The organism is Bacteroidota bacterium (genome assembly GCA_016721765.1).
Classification (GTDB): domain Bacteria; phylum Bacteroidota; class Bacteroidia; order UBA4408; family UBA4408; genus UBA4408.
This window is the reverse complement of sequence record JADKHO010000002.1, coordinates 600030-618670: the sequence shown is the minus strand read 5'-3', so window position 1 is coordinate 618670 and position 18641 is coordinate 600030. Positions and strand designations below refer to the sequence as shown.

The window sequence follows — 18641 nt, the reverse complement described above, 5'->3', positions numbered from 1 at the left end:
TATATATAAAATTAGAAATCCCGATACAGATTTGAAAGCGCTGTATGTATTCCAATGAAGAGGTAAGAACACTTTTCATTTGTGAGTGCATTCGTTTGAAGGCGTTCTAAAACTCCAAGTTCAAACCGAATGTTATTGGCACGATTAATCAAATATCCTATTGAGAATTGGATGGTACTTATTTGGGTTTTATTACCTTGCAGGGTAGCATTCCCAAATTCTTGAAAATGACTGTTGTTTGAGCGATAGATATTTTGTCCAAAATTAACTCCTGCACTGTCGAATCCTACTGTTGCAGACGTGAATTTTAAATCGAATAATAATAATTTGTATTGATATTTAATACCCGTAAAATACTCTGAAAAATTTGCTCCTAAGGGGTGGGCAAGCGATTCGTTAAAGTGACCGTAATTTTGATAGGTATTGGAATGTGCGTAAGTGTAAGGTCGTACATAATTCCATTCGAGTTGAAGAAATAAATTTTCGATTTTAAACAGATCAAAAGATTTAAAACCTACTTGAAATCCTTGTTTATTAGCCCACCAGCCACTTTGTGCTTTTACTTCTTTCAATAAAAATTCATCTATCAAAACCTGTCCATAAAGCTGTTGTTTTTTGAAAAGATTTATTTTAAAACTGGCTCCAATAAAAGCATTGTCGCTGCTTCCCAAAGAATATTCAGTAGGGCGATAAAAAATTACAGGGTTTAAATAATTTACATCATAGCCTAAATTGCGGGATGAAGTATCGCGCGATTGCCAAATGATACTTTCAAAAAAACTAATGTTGATGCGCTTTGTAGCATTCCAACTCAAATAATGAAAAGTGGCGTATTTGTTTTTAAATCGGGAAGTTTTCCCATATGAATTTCGAATGTCGGTAAAGTGTGTAAACAGATTTACATATTTAATTTTCCAAATACTTGTGGTGATTTTAAAGTAGTTGTAATTGCTCGAAACATCCGAAAGCAAAAGGGAGCGGTAGCCATCGCCAAAGAAATTTTTACCCCTTCCTAAAGCAAAATTGAAATGTGTATTGGGAGTGTAGGAGAGGTATCCATTCCATTGCACATTTGTATATCCAAGTTTGGAATAGTAAGCATATCCGTTACCGGCAATAACTTTATTTTCTTTAGAATAATCCGCAAGATAATTAGGAAGCGAAGCATTGCTGTTCATAAGCTGCACTTCCAAGGCGATTTTTTTTTTGAAATTCACGTTTAATTTACCTCCTAATCGTGTATCAAGCAAAGATTGAGATTTTGAAAATTCATAACCCGGCAGCACTGTGAGAATTGGTGCAACTGCAATATCTAACTTGTTTTCAGACACTGCCTGTGAGCCGGATAAAAATAAAATTTTCATCATTCGGTTTTTTGGTATACTAAAGGTGTCGACAAACAAGCTTGTTTCGGATAATAAATAAGGCTTGACGTTGCTATGGAAATTGTTAGGACTAGCGCCTGCGCGCTTTTCTATTTGGAGCGTTACATCTCTATTTAGCAGCGAAAATGCCGATTGAGCAAAAGAAGAAAAAGTGGATAATAAAAGAAATAAGCAACTCCAATTAAAGCTCTTAATGGTGCGAACAAAATTCAAAATTCCTTTAGTTTTTTTTGGGTTTAAACATAAGGGGTATAACAAAAAGTAGAAATGCTGTTAGCATCACTACGGTGAAGGAGGTATTAGCCCCATAAGTTCTTGTGTATACCGCAAGCGATATAATTAAGGCATTAACGGCAACCAATGCAAAAACGGTTTGGCGGTGATTGAATCCCAAATCTAAGAGGCGATGATGTAAATGGTTTCGGTCGGCTGTAAAAGGAGAGATGCCTTTTGCAATGCGAATAATGAATACCCTCAAGGTATCGAACAAAGGAAAAATCAGCACAGCAATAGCAAAAACAGGTCGTGATATTTCGCTAAGTGGGGAAAATAACTTGGATTGATCGAATTCAATTAAGCGAATAGACATAACCGCAAAGAACATTCCGATTACAAGTGATCCACTATCTCCCATAAAAATTTTGGCGGGCGAAAAATTAAACCACAAAAAACCCAAAAGTCCTCCCGCTAAAGCAATAGCAAGCACAGCCATAGAATGATCGCCGGCAACATGAAACCAGGTACCAAATGAAAGTGCCCCTACAAATCCAATACTACCGGCTAAACCATCAACACCATCAATTAAATTAAATGAATTAACAATTACAATAATGGTAAAAATGGAAAGAAAAATACTCGCCCACTCCGGGATTTCATTTACACCAAGAATGCCGTGCAAGCTGGTAATGCGTACATTTGCCATTAGCACCAAAATCATGGCAACAAGAAGGTGAGCGAGCAGTTTTTTGATAGCTGCTGTACCAAAAATATCATCTTTTACACCTACAAAAAAGAGTACTAAAGAAGTGGCAATAATAAAATTGTAAATTATAATAGTATGCGAGGGAAACCAAAGCGACCAAGAGAATAAAGTGCCGGCATATATCATAATTCCGCCCATAGTGGGCGTTTTATGTTTGTGGTGTTTTCGAAATTCTTCGGGGTCGTCAAATAGATTTTTTAATTCAGCAACCTTAATTAATGAAGGTATCGAAAAGAGCACAATTCCAAAAGCGGTAAAAAAGGCAAGTAATAATGTATTCACAATAAATGTTTAAGTAGTGAGGCTATTTTTCAAACTTAGTAAAATTATCTTATACTAAAAATCGTAATAGTTATTGAATAGGGCAGTTTTAATTCCAAAATAGATAAGTGTGTTATTTCGTTCGGTAATTGGAGAAAGTTCACTTCGATTTACAATTTGCGCAAAAACACTGAGGTTGGTTGCTGGATTTATAAGGTAGGCAAGTTTTATTTCCTGATACATTAAATTGGTACGAAGTCCTTGTAAAAAGGAGTTATTCACAGAAGAAAGTCCATTCACTGCCTTATTATCAGAGGCAAAAACTTCCTTTCCATAACTTTTTTTGAGGCTATCCGCACCATAATGGGCATAATTAAATTTTAGTTCCACAAAAATATCTTTCCAGTGATAGTTTAAAAAGCCTAAATATTCAATAAAATTTGCTCCAAGCGGATGTGTGAGCGATTGCCCATAATGGGTGTAGCTTTCGGACGGAATGCTGTGCGCATAGGTATAAGGGCGAACGCGGTTGACTTCAGCTTGAACAATTAAATTTTCAATTCCAAAAACATTAAAATACATACCTCCCAATTGGAAACCTGATTTATTTCGAAGGGCATTGCGTGTACTTGAAAAATCATCTATAACATATTGTCCGTAGAGGGTAATATTTTTAGTTACCAATGCTTTGAAATCTGCTCCCAACAATACATTTGGCGATTTATTTAATCCATATTGAAATGCAGAAGAAAAGATTACCGGGTTTAAAACATTCCAATTAAAATAAGGATGAATAGAATCACGTACTTGAAAAATGGTTCCTTGGAAAAGACTAAGCTTAAATTTTTTGGAAGGAAAAAGCGTTAGGTATTGAAAGCTAGCTGATTTCTTTTTAAAGAGCGGTTCATTCAAATTACTAGAGTAAATGCGCACCCTGTCTACTACCTGAAGTGATGCATAGGTAACAGAATAATTTATCCATTTTGTATGTAAATTGAGTTGCGCAAAAGGATAATTAAAAGCATTATCAGAAAGTAAAAGAGAGCGATATCCGCTTCCAATAAAAGGTTTCCCATGTCCTGCGCGGATGCTTAAAAAATTAAAAGGAGCATAAGCGATCGTTCCGGATGAAGCTGCATAGTCGTATCCATTGATTTTAAATTTTTTCCACCTGCCTTGACCCGGCACAACTTTGAACGTATCTACAAAAGCATCCATGTAAGTAGGGAAAGTGGATTGATTTTCCATGAAAGTACTTTCAAAAGAAAAATCAGAACCGATATTACCTTTCACCCAAACACCTCGTGAATTTGTAATTAGTTTTTCATGCAAAGAATCCTTTAAATCGAAACCGGCATTGAAATTAAAAATGGGATCGAGTTGTAAAAAAAAATCGCTTGTTTTTACGCGAACAAAACTTTGGCGTCGCAACTTTCGGTGAAAGTAATTTTTTTTTTGTTGACGTGGATATAGAATAGAATCAATTCTTTCGAGTTGAGCATAATTGATTAATTGGGTATTAAACTCTTTTAATTCACTACTATCCTGATTTAAAAAATTGTTAAGATAAAGTTTAAACTCTCGATTGGCGTAAGGCGCAGGAGATTGTGCTATACTTCCTGTAGAAAAAAGGAGCGAATAAATAAAAAGAGAAGACAGTATTAAACGAACTGCCTTTCTAATTGGATGCATCGATTTAGGAATGCGCAAATGCTGCATCTAATTTGTTTTTTACCTCGGCGTATACTGCTGAAATTCCTTCTTCCAACTCAATCTTATGTTTCCAACCAAAGGAATGTAGTTTGCTTACATCCATTAATTTTCGTGGAGTGCCATCCGGTTTTGATGCATCAAACTTAAGTTCTCCATCAAAGCCAACAATTTTTTTAATAAGCAATGCAAGGTCTTTGATGCTGATATCGTGTCCCACACCAATATTTACTAAACCTGCCTCATTGTAATGCTCCATAAGATAAAAACAAGCGCTGGCTAAATCATCGGCATGCAAGAATTCACGCAAGGGTGCTCCGCTTCCCCATATTTCAACAGTAGCACTTTTTTCCATTTTTGCGGTGTGGAATTTTCGCAACAAGGCGGGCAGCACATGAGAGTTTTTTAAATCGTAATTGTCGTTTGGTCCGTATAAATTGGTGGGCATTACCGAAATAAAATTACATCCGTATTGACTTCTGTAAGCGTCGCACATTTTGATGCCGGCAATTTTTGCAACAGCATAGGGTTCATTTGTGGGCTCTAAAATTCCGGTAAGTAGATACTCTTCTTTAAGCGGTTGCGACGCCATTTTGGGATAGATGCAAGAAGAACCAAGAAACATCAACTTCTTAGCTTCATTGCGATAAGCACTATCAATAACATTGCTTTGAATCATTAGATTCTCGTATAAAAAATCAGCCCGATAAGTATTGTTAGCTACAATTCCTCCCACTTTTGCAGCAGCTAAAAAAACATAGTCCGGTTTTTCTTTGGCAAAAAAATCCGCAGTATCTTGTTGCTTTCTTAAATCAAGTTCTTTTGAACTTCTCAGTATAAAATTTGTGAACCCTTCAGCTTTAAGTTTTCGGTGTATTGCCGAACCTACCATTCCGTTGTGTCCGGCGATGTATATTTTTGATTCTTTATTCATGCAACCTTATTCATTAAAATTTAAAATACTATGTCCACCTTCCAGCAAATACTTGTCGCGTTTAAACAGGGCCACATCTGATGCAACCATTTCTTTCACCAATTCTTGCACAGTAAGTTTTGGTTCCCAGCCCAGTTTTTCTTTAGCCTTACTCGCATCGCCCACCAATAAATCTACTTCTGTGGGTCGGTAATATTTTGGATCAATTTCTACCACAACTTTTCCGTTTGTTTTATTCACGCCTTTTTCGTTTTCAGCTTTACCTTTCCATTGAATTTCAATTCCCACTTCGGCAAAAGCCAATTCGATAAAATAGCGAACGGATATTTTTTTTCCGGTAGCCAACACAAAATCATCCGCTTTTTCTTGTTGCAGCATTAACCACATTCCTTCTACGTAATCGCGTGCATGTCCCCAATCGCGCTCCGCATCTATATTTCCCATGTACACTTTTTCTTGCAAGCCTAAACTTATTTTAGCAACAGCACGGGTGATTTTTCGAGTTACAAAGGTTTCACCCCTTACAGGGCTTTCGTGATTAAATAAAATTCCGTTGCATGCAAATAGATTATAGGCTTCGCGATAGTTTTTTACAATCCAAAAACCATATAATTTTGCTACTCCATAAGGACTTCTTGGATAAAACGGAGTGGTTTCCTTTTGTGGAATTTCCTGCACCTCGCCATAGAGTTCAGAGGTAGAAGCCTGATAAAATTTGGTTTTCTTCTCGAGTCCTAAAATACGAATGGCTTCCAATAATCGAAGCGTTCCTAAACCATCTGAATTTGCTGTGTATTCAGGAGTTTCAAACGAAACTTTAACATGTGATTGTGCCGCCAAATTATAAATTTCATCGGGTTGAACTTCTTGTACGATGCGGATCAAATTTGTTGAATCCGTTAAATCGCCATAGTGTAAATAGAAGTTTACTTTATTTTCGTGTTGATCTTTATAGAGGTGATCAATTCTGTCGGTATTAAACATGGAAGAACGTCGCTTTACGCCATGAACGATATACCCTTTTGCCAAAAGAAACTCCGCCAAATACGAACCATCCTGTCCGGTAACTCCTGTAATTAATGCAACTTTTGCCATTTCTAAATTATTTAATTTCTTTATTTTAAATTTAAATTCGTATTAATAACCTGCCTTAGCAGCTCCAATATTTTCGATGGGATGCCAAGTGGTTTTTATTTCTTGTGTGTCTAAAATTGCATAAGGTCCTTGCGCTTTTTCTTCCATGGAGTTGCCTTTACTGTGCACAAAAACGCGCTTCACATTTAGTGTTGCATTTTCCTGAATGGTTTTAATTTCGGCTGCATCGGTTCCAAAATAAAGCATTGCATTCACATCCATGTGTGAGGAGAAATGGGAAATTAACTCTTTGGTTTGTCCGGTTAAAATGTTTACCACACCACCCGGAACATCGCTGGAATTGATAACTTCGGCAAAGGTGATGGCACATAAAGGTTTGCTTTCGGATGCCAAAACAATACAGGTATTTCCGCCTGCAATTGTTGGAGCAATGCTGGAAACCAATCCGATTAATGAATTTTCTTGAGGAGCTACAATGGCAACTACCCCCATTGGTTCGGTCACAGAAAAATTAAAATGCGAAGAAGCAACCGGATTCACAGCACTAAAAAGTTGCTGATATTTATCGCACCATCCGGCATAATATACCAAACGATCGATGGCCAAATTAACTTCAGCCTCTGCGCTTTTTTGAGTGGAGCCTTGCAACATTAATTCGCTAATAAATTGCGCATTTCGCCCTTCAAGCATTTCTGCCATGCGGTATAAAATTTGACTTCGGTTAAGTCCGGATTTTGCGCTCCATCCGCCAAAAGCGCCGCGGGCAGCCACAACAGCATTCCTAAAATCTTTTCGCGAAGAAAGGCAAATGCTGGCCAACACTTCACCGTTTTTATTTTTTAAAGGATAGTACCTTCCTGATTCAGTGCGCGGAAATTGTCCGCCAATATAAATCTTGTATGTTTTTAAAATTTCCAATCTTGACATTTTTAATATATTTTAGTTTGGAACGCTGATTTATTTTAAGATAATAATTGCTTTTAGAAAATCATAAAAAATCTTAATCATCATAATTAATCTGCGTTCTATTCAGTTAAAATTTTACGTAAGCAGAAAGGCCATGCAAACCTCCTTCTCGTCCAAAACCGCTTTCTTTGTATCCTCCGAAAGGAGAGGTAGGGTCAAATTTATTGTAAGTGTTTGCCCAAACTACTCCTGCACGCAATTTAGTAGTGAGGTTAAAAATTTTGGAACCTTTATCTGTCCATACGCCGGCAGATAATCCATAAGGAATATTATTCGCTTTTTCAATTACTTCCTCAATGGTTCTAAAAGTTTGTACTGCCAGCACCGGCCCAAAAATTTCTTCCTGAACAATACGATGAGACTGTGATGCATTTAAGAACAAAGTTGGCCTGCAAAAGAATCCTTTCTTGGGAAGGGCGCAAGAATTCTGATAAAACTCAGCACCTTCATTTTTTCCAATGGAAATGTATTCGTTTATTTTTAAGAGTTGTTCTTTCGAATTAATCGCACCGATATCTGTATTCTTATCCATAGGATCACCTACAATTAAGGTCTCCATGCGGTCCTTCAATTTTTGAATTACCATATCGGCTATGCCTTCTTGTACAAATAGGCGAGAACCTGCACAGCATACATGACCTTGATTAAAGAAAATGCCATTCACAATTCCTTCTACCGCTTGATTTATGGGAGCATCATCGAAAATAATATTCGCTGCTTTACCACCTAATTCAAGTGTTATTTTTTTGTTGGTTCCTGCAATTGACTTTTGAATTCGTTTACCCACATCTGTGCTTCCTGTGAACGCAATTTTATCTACATCTTTATGGTTAACAATGGCAGCTCCTGTTTTTCCTGCACCGGTAATTATGTTCACCACTCCATCAGGTAATCCGCAATCCGCAATAACTTCAGCGAGCTTTAATGCTGTAAGCGAAGTTGTTTCAGCTGGTTTCAACACCACGGTATTGCCGGTAGCCAAAGCAGGTGCTATTTTCCACGCTGCCATTAAAAGAGGGAAATTCCAAGGAATTATTTGACCGGCAACTCCTAAGGGTTGCGGAGTTCTATTTGGAAAAGCATATTCTAATTTATCGGCCCAACCGGCATAATAGAAAAAATGATTGGCTGCTAAAGGAATATCAATGTCGCGCGATTCGCGAATAGATTTACCACCATCCATGGTTTCGATAACCGAAAATTCTCGGGCACGTTCTTGAATGGTACGTGCAATTCGGTAGATGTATTTGGCTCTTTCTTTCGCAGGCATTTTGCTCCATACGTTGTTATAAGCATCGCGCGCAGCTTTAACTGCTTTGTTTACATCCGCTTCATTCGCTTCTGCGATATCCGCAATTTTTTCTTCCGTAGCCGGATTAATGGTAGGGAAATACTTTCCGCTTTGTGGTTTAACCCATTTCCCGTTAATAAACAAATCATATTGTTTCTTTAACTGAATATGTCCGGTGCTCTCCGGTGCTGGTGCGAAGGTGCTACCCCAGCCGCTGCTAAAATCTAATTTTGGTGTTTCTTTTTTTGCCATAGTTTATGTTTTGGTTAAACCGATTAGGTTTTGTTTCCTAAATGGTTTGGCTATACTCAATTTTTTGATGGTGACATGTTAAAAAGTGTTCTTTGTTCTCAAACCAACTCATTGCTTCATCTCGTTTCAATTTGGTTGCTTTATCGCTTGATAATGCCTCGAAAGATGAAAATTTCCAATCCTCAATTTTTGTAACAAGTTTGTTTTGAAGTGGGCTATTGTGCATGTTAATGAGGCATTGCATTAAATCGCTTGAAGATTCCAAAAGCTTAATTTTAAAACCTTTCGCAAACAAATTCCCTCTTTTTTTCTGCTGCTCATTAATCGATTTAGAATAGGCATTAAAAAAATTGGAAAATAAACGTGAGATATGCATTCCGAAAATATCCAAATTCGCCATTCCTTCTCCTACAGAAAGTGCTTTAATTGATTCCAATGTAACTGTTTCATCCGGGAAATTGCCATTCATTTTTAGATACTCAAAAACACTTTTTTCGTCTTTTATTTTGATAAGCAATTGAAAATGATTTGGTAATAAGCAATAGCCATAAAGGTCTGCAAATGGCAAAACGGTTTCTGAAAACTTCTTTAAAAAGAAAAAATAATTTTCATCTGTATAAAAAAACAGCTCCTTCCCATTTTCCGGGCTAAAGATGTTATAAAAATTTCCGCACTTCAACGCTTCTTTCTGGTACATATTAATCTGCTCAACCTATCGTTCTTTCGAGAATAAATGCTATTCAATTAATCCTTTGAAAAATAATCCCCACTCTGATAAACGCCGGTTTTTTCTTTCATCAATTGCATTAAGATATCGTTCGCCAAGCTACTCGCTCCAAATCTAAACCATTCATTACTTAACCAAGCATTACCAAGGGTTTCGCGTAACATTATCAAATAATGCAATGCCGATTTAGCGGTGGATATGCCCCCTGCAGGTTTCATTCCTATCATTTTGCCTGTAGCATAGTAATGGTCACGGATGGTTTCGAGCATAACTAGCGTAACCGGCATGGTGGCTGCGGGTGATATTTTGCCGGTGGAAGTTTTTATAAAATCAGCTCCGGCATGAATGGCAATTTCGCTAGCTAAACGTACATTGTCTAAAGTTGAAATTTCGCCTGTTTCAAAAATAACTTTTAATCTTGCTTTTCCGCAAGCTTCCTTAATTGCAGCAATTTCATCAAAAACAAAATTGTAATTCTTTTTTAAGAATTCGCCTCGTGAAATCACCATGTCTACTTCATCGGCACCGTTATCGACAGCAAATTTTGTATCGGCAATTTTTATGGCTCTGGTGGATTGTCCACTTGGAAAAGCAGTGGCAACTGAGGCAACCTTAACATTTGTGTTTTTTAAAGCGTCTTTAGCTATTTTTACGAAAGTAGGATAAACACATACGGCAGCAACAGTAGGTAATCCGGGATATACATCGTGTAAATGTTCGGCCTTGTAACACATTTGACGCACTTTCCCTTCTGTATCCTTTCCTTCGAGGGTGGTTAAATCAATCATATTCAAAGCCATTTTTAAGCCTTGAACCTTGGTGTCTTTTTTTATGCTGCGGGTTTGAAAACGCGCACATCTTTCTTCAATACCTACTTGGTCAACGGTTGGGGATTTAGTAAAATCGGGAATCGTCATATATTTCAAATTTAGCTGAACTTTTCAAAGATACTAAAATAACCATTTATATTAACCAGGGGGCAATCTAAGCCGTAATTATTTCAGCAAACGATAATTGCGGTATTCGCCAATTTTCCAACCGGTTTTGTTTTGAATATAATTTAGCAAACGATATCGAAATGCCGGCTTTATTCCTTTTGTTGGGTCAAATGAAAAGTGCCAATTTTTTGAATTAATTCTTGGGAGCATTACATTAGGATGGGTGCCCTTAAAACTTGTCAATGAATCGATTTTGGAATAATCGAATGTTGCTGCTTTAGGGATGTTTTTTTGCACCCAATCATCGTCGTGCCACATTTTGTGAAAACTTTCTTGCTTTGCTTGTTGCAGTTCGGGTGGTTTTACCCATCCATAATGATACACACTTGCATTGCATTTTTTTACCCTCAGAGGGCGATTGTACTTTTGAAAACCTTGAGCATCTCTAAACGAATAAATCTCGGGATCCTTACGAATAATACGCACTTCATGACGGTACCATTTTCGCGAATTGGCAATGTAATCGTATGAACCATAAAAATGGGTGTAATCAAAAAGCAGCCCTTCCACCCGTGTATCAAGCGCATTGTCGAGCATGGCTTGACGAATTGCCGGTAAATACTTTTCGTGAATCACTTCATCACCTTGAATATAAAATGCCCAATCCGAATCGGTGCTTACTGCGTTAAACGCTTTGTTTGTTTCGTCGGCTAATACCCTTCCACCTTCGCGTAGTCTTTCGTTCCAGATGGTTTCAATGATTTTTATTTTTGGGGATCCAATGTTTTGAATGAGTTGAAGCGTTGCATCTTCTGATTTTCCAACCGCAACAACAAATTCATCACAAATGGGTAGGATGGAAGTGATGGCTTCTACAATTGGGTAATCGTATTTTAAGGCATTTCGGATAAAGGTAAAACCGCTTACTTTCATTGGATTCAATTGCATTACACAAAAGCCTGCATGTCGCTCAATTTTTTATAAGCGCCTTCTTTTGCAATGAGTTGATGATGATTTCCGCGCTCAATAATTTCTCCTTTACTCATCACAATAATTTCATCGGCATGCAAAATCGTGGATAAGCGATGCGCAATAATTAAGGAGGTTCGGTTCTTCATAAGCTTACTCAATGCATCTTGAACAAGTCTTTCAGATTCTGTATCCAAAGCGGAAGTTGCTTCATCTAAAATAAGGATAGGAGGATTTTTTAAAACCGCTCTTGCGATGCTGATGCGTTGACGTTGCCCGCCACTGAGTTTGCTTCCTCTATCGCCAATATTGCTTTGATAGCCGTTTTCCATTTGCATGATGAACTCATGTGCATTGGCAATTTTTGCTGCAGCTATCACATCTTCCTCTTTTGTATGCTCCATTCCAAAAGAAATGTTATTGAAAATGGTATCGTTAAACAAAATGGACTCTTGTGTTACATTGCCCATCAATCCACGTAAATCTGAAATTTTATACTGGGTATTCGGAATGCCGTCAATCAAAACTTCACCCTCAGTGGCATCATAAAATCGAGGTAAAATATCTACCAGCGTAGATTTCCCGGCACCGGATTGACCCACCAAGGCAACCGTTTTCCCTTTTTCAATTTTTAAGTTTATTCTGCGTAAAGCGTAGCCCACATCTCCACGAACATAAGCAAAAGAAACATTTTTGTATTCAATGCTTTCTTTAAATGAATGGATGGAGGTAGGATTTGCAGCTTCATGAATAGTAATTTCAGCATCTAATATTTTTGCAATTCTTTCCGCGGAAGCGATGCCTTTTTGAATGTTATAATAGGCATCGGTAAAGGAACGTGCCGGCGGAATTACTTGAGAAAAAATTGCAATATAAGTAATGAATACCGATGCACTTAAGGTAGGATTGGAATCCAATACTAATTTGCCACCAAAATACATCACCACCACCATCACGCAAGTGCCCAAAAACTCACTCATAGGTGAGCTTAAATCGGTTTTGCGATACATGCGTGTCATAATAGTAGTGTACTCTTCATTGGTTTTGCTGAATTTATCGCTCACCGATTTTTCAGCATTAAAGGCTTTGATGATGCGTAAACCCGACAAGGTTTCTTCAATAATGGAGAAGAGCCGGCCAAGAGTGTCCTTACTGCGGGCAGAGGTGCGGCGCAAACTTTTTCCAATGCTTCCAATTAAAATTCCGGTTAAAGGCAACAGCACAAATACAAATAGTGTAAGCTGTGGACTCATAATAACCATGGTTACCAAAAAAGCAATGATGGAGATGGGATCTCTAAAAACAACCTCCAAGGATTTCATCACCGACCATTCAATTTCATGCACATCGCTCGACATGCGACTCATGATATCGCCTTTGCGTTCTTCTGAATAATAGGAGAGGGGTAAAACAAGTGTTTTGTTGTAAATTTCGTTTCGAATGTCGCGCACCACGCGGTTTCTAACAGGTGCAAGAAAGTACATGGCGAGGTAACGACATAAGTTCTTTAAAAAGAACATTACTACCACCAATATACAAATGAATATAAGTGCATAAATTTTTCCACGCTCCGGATCCACAATCATTTTGGTGAGGTAGAAATAAAAATTATCGATGATGGAGCTAATGGATAAAACAAATTCGGGCTCTCCCTTGGCCATGCGCAAGGCGTAATCGGCATCATTTTTTAAAAACAACAAATCCAAAAAGGGCGCCACCATGGTTAATGAAAAAAGCGAAAAAGCTACGAATAGGATATTAAAAAGCGCATTTAATGCAGCATATCCTTTGTAGGGTTTGATGTAGCGTAAGATTCGAAAATAGAGTTTCAAGGGCTTTTTGTAGAGATTAAATTCCGGTGTAATTGTGCGGACTAATTTTTTTTAATTCTGATTTTACAGCCTCGCTAACATTAAGCTTCTCGATAAAATCGGCAAAACTTTTTGCATTTGGCTTTTCATGTGTGCGGGTCAAATCTTTCAGCGTTTCGTATGGATTGGGATAGTTTTCGCGGCGCAAAATAGTTTGAATGGCTTCGGCAATAACGGCCCAATTATCTTCCAAGTCGGCAGCAATTTTTTCGGGATTCAACACCAGTTTATTCAAGCCTTGTAACAAAGATTTAAGTGCAAGTAAGCTATGCGAAAAAGGCATTCCCACATTTCGTAAAACAGTAGAGTCGGTTAAATCGCGCTGCAAACGCGAAATGGGTAACTTGGCCGAAAGGTGCTCCAATAAAGCATTTGCAATTCCCAAATTGCCTTCTGAATTTTCAAAATCAATGGGATTCACTTTGTGCGGCATAGCAGAAGAACCAATTTCGCCGGGTTTAATTTTTTGCTTGAAATAATCCATCGAAATATAGGTCCATATATCGCGGTTCAAATCAATTAAAATGGTATTGATGCGTTTGATACAATCACAGAGAGAGGCAAAAGAATCGTAATGTTCAATTTGTGTAGTGTACTGTGAGCGCTGCAAACCCAGTGTTTTATCGACAAATGCATTGGCAAAATTTTTCCAATCAACCTCTGGATAGGCAATGTGGTGGGCATTAAAGTTTCCGGTGGCGCCGCCAAATTTTGCAGCGTGTGGAATTGCTTTTAGAACATTCAATTGATTTTCGAGTCGCTCTACATAAACCATAAATTCTTTTCCCAAACGTGTGGGAGAAGCGGCTTGTCCATGCGTGCGCGCTAATAAGCTTACGGATGCGTATTCCTGTGAAAGTGTTTTTAATTTTAATAGGATCGTTTCTAAAAAGGGTATGTAAATATCCTTCATAGCTTCTTTTACAGATAGTGGAACCGCTGTGTTATTGATGTCTTGTGAAGTTAATCCAAAATGAATAAATTCTTTTTGCTCCTTTAAATTCAGGCCATCCAGCTTTTCTTTAATAAAATACTCTACTGCTTTAACATCGTGGTTGGTAGTTTTTTCAATGCTTTTGATACGCGCAGCATCTGAAATTGAAAAGTTTGAATATACTTCTCGAAGTTTCGGAAAAATGGATTTATCTAATCCTGCAAGTTGCGGTAAGGGTATTTCGCAGAGTGCAATAAAGTATTCTACTTCTACACGCACCCGGTATTTTAGCAGTGCGAATTCCGAAAAGTAAGGAGCCAGTTCTTCTGTTTTGCTTCTGTATCTGCCGTCAATAGGCGAAATGGCTGTAAGCTCTGAATATTCCATTTTTTAAAAAGAAAGGCCGAAGATACTAAAATGTGGGCAAATGAAGACTGCTGTATTATTGCTACTTTTAGGGCGTCTTTTAGACTTATTTTTATGATAATTTACAACGTTACAATTAATATTGAGCAAGACGTCCACGACGAATGGCTAACCTGGATGCGAGAAGTGCATGTACCTGAAGTTATGCAAACCGGTATTTTTACCGAAAGTAAAATCTGTAAACTCTTGGTAGAAGAGGAGCAAGGCATAACTTATTCTTTTCAATACACTTGTCCTTCGCTCGAAGCTTATGAACAATACCGTGTGGAGCATGCACCGCGCTTGCAAGCGGATGTGAAGAAAAAATACGAGGGCAAATTCGTTGCATTTCGTTCGCTCTTAGAAGTGATATAAAATGCGGCCGGACGATGTAAAAGCCAAGAAGCAATTAGGGCAGCACTTTCTCAAAGACGAGCAAATTGCAGCCGATATTGTGGCGAGTTTAAGCCAACTCGATAAGTATAAGAAAGTATTGGAAGTTGGGCCTGGAATGGGCGTTTTAACGCAATTCTTGCTTCAGAACTCTGCCTATGAAACGAGTATTATTGATATTGACAGAGAATCTATTGCCTATCTAAAAAAGCGTTTTCCGGAGTTGCAAAACAGGATTATTGAAGGCGATTTTTTGCATTTACGTTTTGAGGATTATTTCACCGAATCCTTTGCTGTGATTGGAAATTTTCCATATAATATTTCCACTCAAATCCTTTTTAAGGTTTTGGATTACCGCAATCAAATACCCGAAGTGGTGGGCATGTTTCAAAAGGAAGTGGCACTACGCATTGCTTCCAAACCAGGAAAAAAAGTGTACGGTATTCTCAGTGTTTTTATGCAAGCTTATTACGATATCGAATATTTATTTACAGTGGAAGAACATGTTTTTCAACCTCCTCCAAAAGTAAAATCGGGAGTCATCCGATGTGTGCGAAATACTCGACAACACTTGGATTGCAACGAAACTTTGTTTTTTCAGGTAGTGAAAGCCGGATTTAATCAACGCCGAAAAACATTGCGCAACGCTTTGAAACAAATGCTGAACGGAGTAATTTTAGAGCACGATTTTTTGGCGAAAAGAGCGGAGGAATTGTCGGTCGAAAATTTTGTGGAATTAACGAATCTGATTGATAAATCGATGGAAATAAAATAACGCATGAAAATTATTTTTATTGATACTACTCATCCTATTCTTATGGAAATGCTTAGCCAACAAGGTTTTTCTTGTGACGATAAAAGCAAGTTAAGTAAAGAGGAGATAGCAGCTATTCTTCCCAACTATGCAGGAATGGTTATTCGGAGCCGATTTAAGATAGATCGTGATTTTATTGATAAAGGCACCAACCTGAAATTTATTGCGCGGCCCGGTGCCGGTCTTGAAAATATTGATGTGGCTCATGCACAAAGTAAGGGCATTGCTTGCTTGCGTTCGCCGGAAGGAAACCGCGATTCTGTGGCTGAGCATGCGCTTGGAATGTTACTTTCCTTGTTTAATAATTTAAAGCGTGCGGATTCAGAAATTCGAAATGGTATTTGGCGCAGAACAGAAAATTGGGGTGTAGAATTAAAAGGAAAAACCATCGGGATTTTAGGCTATGGCTATATGGGAGAGGCTTTTGCGCAGCGGCTTTCGGGTTTCGGCGTAAAAGTGTTAGCCTACGATAAGTATAAACAGAACTACATTCAAAATTCTGCATACATGGAAGAAAGCAGCATGGAGAGAATTTTTAAGGAATGCGATATAGTGAGTTTGCATCTTCCGCTGAGTGCAGAAACCAATCAACTGGTAAATACAGCATTTATCAATCAATTTAAAAAGAATTTTTATTTAATAAATACCGCTAGGGGTGGCATCGTGAACTTAAGCGATTTGGCTGCTGCCATTGAATCGGGTAAAGTGTTAGGTGCTTGTCTTGATGTATTTGAATTTGAAGAAAGCAGTTTCGAAAGCACCAACAAATTGCCTTCAATAGGAATGGATTATCTCACTAAAAGTGAAAAAGTAATTCTAAGCCCACACATAGCGGGATGGACACATGAATCAAATAAAAAAATTGCGCAAGTATTAGCTGAAAAAATTAGTTCTCAATTCTCCGTGTAACCAGTTGCACTGTAGTGCGACTCTTTTGCTCCAAAATAACGTGCTTATTTTTCGAAACTCTATCAATTGTTGCGGCGTCATAGTTTCGTATAGTAATAAGTTCAAGATTGGCATTAAACAAGACTTTGTAGTGTTGTTGCAATTCCTCAATAAGTTGCTCGGCTTTACGCTCATTATTGTCCACACAAATAGAAAAGCTTATCGCTGAATTTTGCATCAAATTAATTTTGATGTGACAGGTAGCAAAAATGGAAAACAAGTGACTCAAATTTTCTTCTACAATAAATGAAAAATCTTTTGGTGAAATGGAAATAAGCATTTGCTCTGTTTTAAAAATAAAACAAGGAACTGCATTGTGAGTTGCATGTGCATCAATTACAGTCCCTTTATTTTGTGGTGCGATAAAGGATTTTACACGCAAGGGAATGTTTTTATTTTGAAGTGGCTTAATGGTTTTGGGATGAATTACCGTTGCACCATAATAGGTTAATTCAATTGCATCCTGATAACTCAATTGCTCTAACATTACAGTATCATCAAAGTATTTCGGATCTGCATTTAATACTCCGGGAACATCTTTCCAAATAGTGACATCGTCTGCGTTAAGCGCAAATGCTACGATTGATGCAGTATAATCGCTTCCTTCACGCCCTAATGTAGTCGTAAAATTTTCGGAAGTTCCGCCAATAAACCCTTGGGTAATAATTATATTTTCGTTTTTAAAATGAAGCTTTTCTTTGGCCAATTGTTCGGTTAATTCCCAATCCACTTTGCCTTCGCGGTAGGTATTATCGGTTTGAATAAAATCGCGCGCATCCTGCCATCGGTTTTTCACCCCGCATGAATTCAAATATGCACTTACAATGCGGGTAGAAATTAATTCGCCCACCGAAACAATTTGGTCGTAGGTTTGATCGTAGCTAAAAACCGGTTCATCTTCTGTTGCCCAATCCAGTTCCACAAAGGAATTAGAAATATCGGAATAAACCGGATGCGAACCATCAGGAAATAATTCAGTTAAAATGGAAAAATGATACTCCTTAATTTCGTTGATGATTTCCGCTATTTTTTCACGCGATTTAAAAGTAGCATGTGTAAGTCGCTCCAGTGCATTGGTCGTTTTTCCCATTGCGGAGATAACCACCACAATTTTTTCATCTGGAAACAAGCCAAGTATAGAAGCTACATTTTTTACCGCTTCGGCATCTTTTACGGAAGCCCCGCCAAACTTAAAAACACGCATATTTTATATATTTTTTATATATCCATTCAAGACCGCCTCCCAAAAATTATTTGAAAGGGAATGCTTTTAATTGTTCTTCTGTAAACTTGCAATTCACCCATGTGCCGTCAAAATTTGCATCAAATTTTTTGTAAAAATGTATGGCAGGTTCATTCCAGTCTAACACTTGCCACTCCATTCTTTTGGCCCCCATTTCTTTACTTACATGAATGATGGCTTCAAACAAGTGTCTACCAATTTGATTTCCTCTGTAGGATTCCTTAACAATCAAGTCTTCCAAAAAAACACACTTTCCTTTCCAAGTGGAATATTTAATATAATAAATGGCAGCCCCCACAATTTGCTCTTCAACAAGCGCCACATAAAAATAAAATACAGGATGGTTTCCAAAACTATCGGCTTCCAATTCCGGTATTGTAACAGTCACTTCTTTAGGTGCTTTTTCATAAACAGCAAGCTCCTTAATTAAATCGAGTACCTGCGGTAAATCTTTTTTTTCGCCCTTTCGGATAGTAAAATTCATTGCGCAAAAGTAGAAAAACCATTAGCGGTAACAACAAAA

General features: G+C 37.7%; 17 protein-coding genes. 3 read left to right on the top strand and 14 right to left on the bottom strand.

Annotation, left to right across the window (positions count from 1 at the left end; translation table 11 throughout):
• Nucleotides 1-11 precede the first annotated feature (11 nt).
• The 12 genes from IPP32_10920 to purB all read right to left on the bottom strand — a co-directional run bounded on the left by IPP32_10920 (nucleotide 12) and on the right by purB (nucleotide 14702).
• Nucleotides 12-1367: a hypothetical protein gene (locus IPP32_10920; protein MBL0048592.1), complete on the bottom strand. Its 1356-nt coding sequence runs from the start codon at nucleotides 1365-1367 to the stop codon at nucleotides 12-14.
• Between the two features lie 238 nt (nucleotides 1368-1605).
• A complete protein-coding gene (locus IPP32_10915; GenBank protein MBL0048591.1) occupies nucleotides 1606-2649 on the bottom strand; it encodes an undecaprenyl/decaprenyl-phosphate alpha-N-acetylglucosaminyl 1-phosphate transferase in 1044 nt (347 codons plus the stop codon).
• 54 nt (nucleotides 2650-2703) lie between these two features.
• Nucleotides 2704-4347, bottom strand: a complete 1644-nt coding sequence (locus IPP32_10910; GenBank protein ID MBL0048590.1) for a hypothetical protein — start codon at nucleotides 4345-4347, stop codon at nucleotides 2704-2706.
• The gene (locus IPP32_10905) at nucleotides 4325-5272 is read right to left on the bottom strand and encodes a GDP-L-fucose synthase (GenBank protein ID MBL0048589.1); all 948 of its coding nucleotides are present in this window, start codon (nucleotides 5270-5272) and stop codon (nucleotides 4325-4327) included. Before IPP32_10905 ends, IPP32_10910 begins: the two co-directional genes overlap by 23 nt.
• Nucleotides 5273-5278: 6 nt before the next feature.
• The gene (gmd, locus tag IPP32_10900; GenBank protein ID MBL0048588.1) at nucleotides 5279-6367 is read right to left on the bottom strand and encodes a GDP-mannose 4,6-dehydratase; all 1089 of its coding nucleotides are present in this window, start codon (nucleotides 6365-6367) and stop codon (nucleotides 5279-5281) included.
• A gap of 42 nt (nucleotides 6368-6409) precedes the next feature.
• Nucleotides 6410-7294, bottom strand: a complete 885-nt coding sequence (locus IPP32_10895; protein MBL0048587.1) for an aldehyde dehydrogenase family protein — start codon at nucleotides 7292-7294, stop codon at nucleotides 6410-6412.
• A 106-nt stretch (nucleotides 7295-7400) separates the two neighbouring features.
• Entirely contained in the window at nucleotides 7401-8876 is a 1476-nt protein-coding gene (locus IPP32_10890) for an aldehyde dehydrogenase family protein (protein MBL0048586.1), read from the bottom strand.
• Nucleotides 8877-8913: 37 nt separating this feature from the next.
• Nucleotides 8914-9573 (bottom strand): hypothetical protein, encoded by a 660-nt coding sequence (locus tag IPP32_10885; protein ID MBL0048585.1) that lies wholly within the window; start codon nucleotides 9571-9573, stop codon nucleotides 8914-8916.
• Between the two features lie 47 nt (nucleotides 9574-9620).
• A complete protein-coding gene (gene deoC / locus IPP32_10880; GenBank protein ID MBL0048584.1) occupies nucleotides 9621-10520 on the bottom strand; it encodes a deoxyribose-phosphate aldolase in 900 nt (299 codons plus the stop codon).
• A gap of 78 nt (nucleotides 10521-10598) precedes the next feature.
• Complete coding sequence (locus IPP32_10875) at nucleotides 10599-11474, bottom strand: glycosyltransferase family 2 protein (protein MBL0048583.1); 876 nt, start codon at nucleotides 11472-11474, stop codon at nucleotides 10599-10601.
• Between the two features lie 14 nt (nucleotides 11475-11488).
• Nucleotides 11489-13342 (bottom strand): ATP-binding cassette domain-containing protein, encoded by a 1854-nt coding sequence (locus IPP32_10870; protein ID MBL0048582.1) that lies wholly within the window; start codon nucleotides 13340-13342, stop codon nucleotides 11489-11491.
• A gap of 16 nt (nucleotides 13343-13358) precedes the next feature.
• The gene (gene purB, locus IPP32_10865) at nucleotides 13359-14702 is read right to left on the bottom strand and encodes an adenylosuccinate lyase (GenBank protein ID MBL0048581.1); all 1344 of its coding nucleotides are present in this window, start codon (nucleotides 14700-14702) and stop codon (nucleotides 13359-13361) included.
• 93 nt (nucleotides 14703-14795) lie between these two features.
• On the opposite strand from purB, the gene IPP32_10860 reads away from it, so the two are divergent.
• From IPP32_10860 to IPP32_10850, 3 genes are read left to right on the top strand one after another with little or no spacing between them, the layout of a single operon-like run.
• Nucleotides 14796-15095: a DUF4286 family protein gene (locus IPP32_10860; protein ID MBL0048580.1), complete on the top strand. Its 300-nt coding sequence runs from the start codon at nucleotides 14796-14798 to the stop codon at nucleotides 15093-15095.
• A 1-nt stretch (nucleotide 15096) separates the two neighbouring features.
• A complete protein-coding gene (rsmA, locus tag IPP32_10855) occupies nucleotides 15097-15888 on the top strand; it encodes a 16S rRNA (adenine(1518)-N(6)/adenine(1519)-N(6))-dimethyltransferase RsmA (protein ID MBL0048579.1) in 792 nt (263 codons plus the stop codon).
• Nucleotides 15889-15891: 3 nt separating this feature from the next.
• Nucleotides 15892-16836 carry a hydroxyacid dehydrogenase gene (locus IPP32_10850; GenBank protein MBL0048578.1) on the top strand — a complete coding sequence of 315 codons (945 nt, stop codon included), beginning with the start codon at nucleotides 15892-15894 and terminating at the stop codon, nucleotides 16834-16836.
• Here the strand turns inward: IPP32_10850 and IPP32_10845 are convergent.
• A complete protein-coding gene (locus IPP32_10845) occupies nucleotides 16814-18079 on the bottom strand; it encodes an aspartate kinase (protein MBL0048577.1) in 1266 nt (421 codons plus the stop codon). The two genes, IPP32_10850 and IPP32_10845, sit on opposite strands and share 23 nt — an antisense overlap.
• A 46-nt stretch (nucleotides 18080-18125) precedes the next feature.
• A complete protein-coding gene (locus IPP32_10840) occupies nucleotides 18126-18602 on the bottom strand; it encodes a GNAT family N-acetyltransferase (protein ID MBL0048576.1) in 477 nt (158 codons plus the stop codon).
• Nucleotides 18603-18641 lie beyond the last annotated feature (39 nt).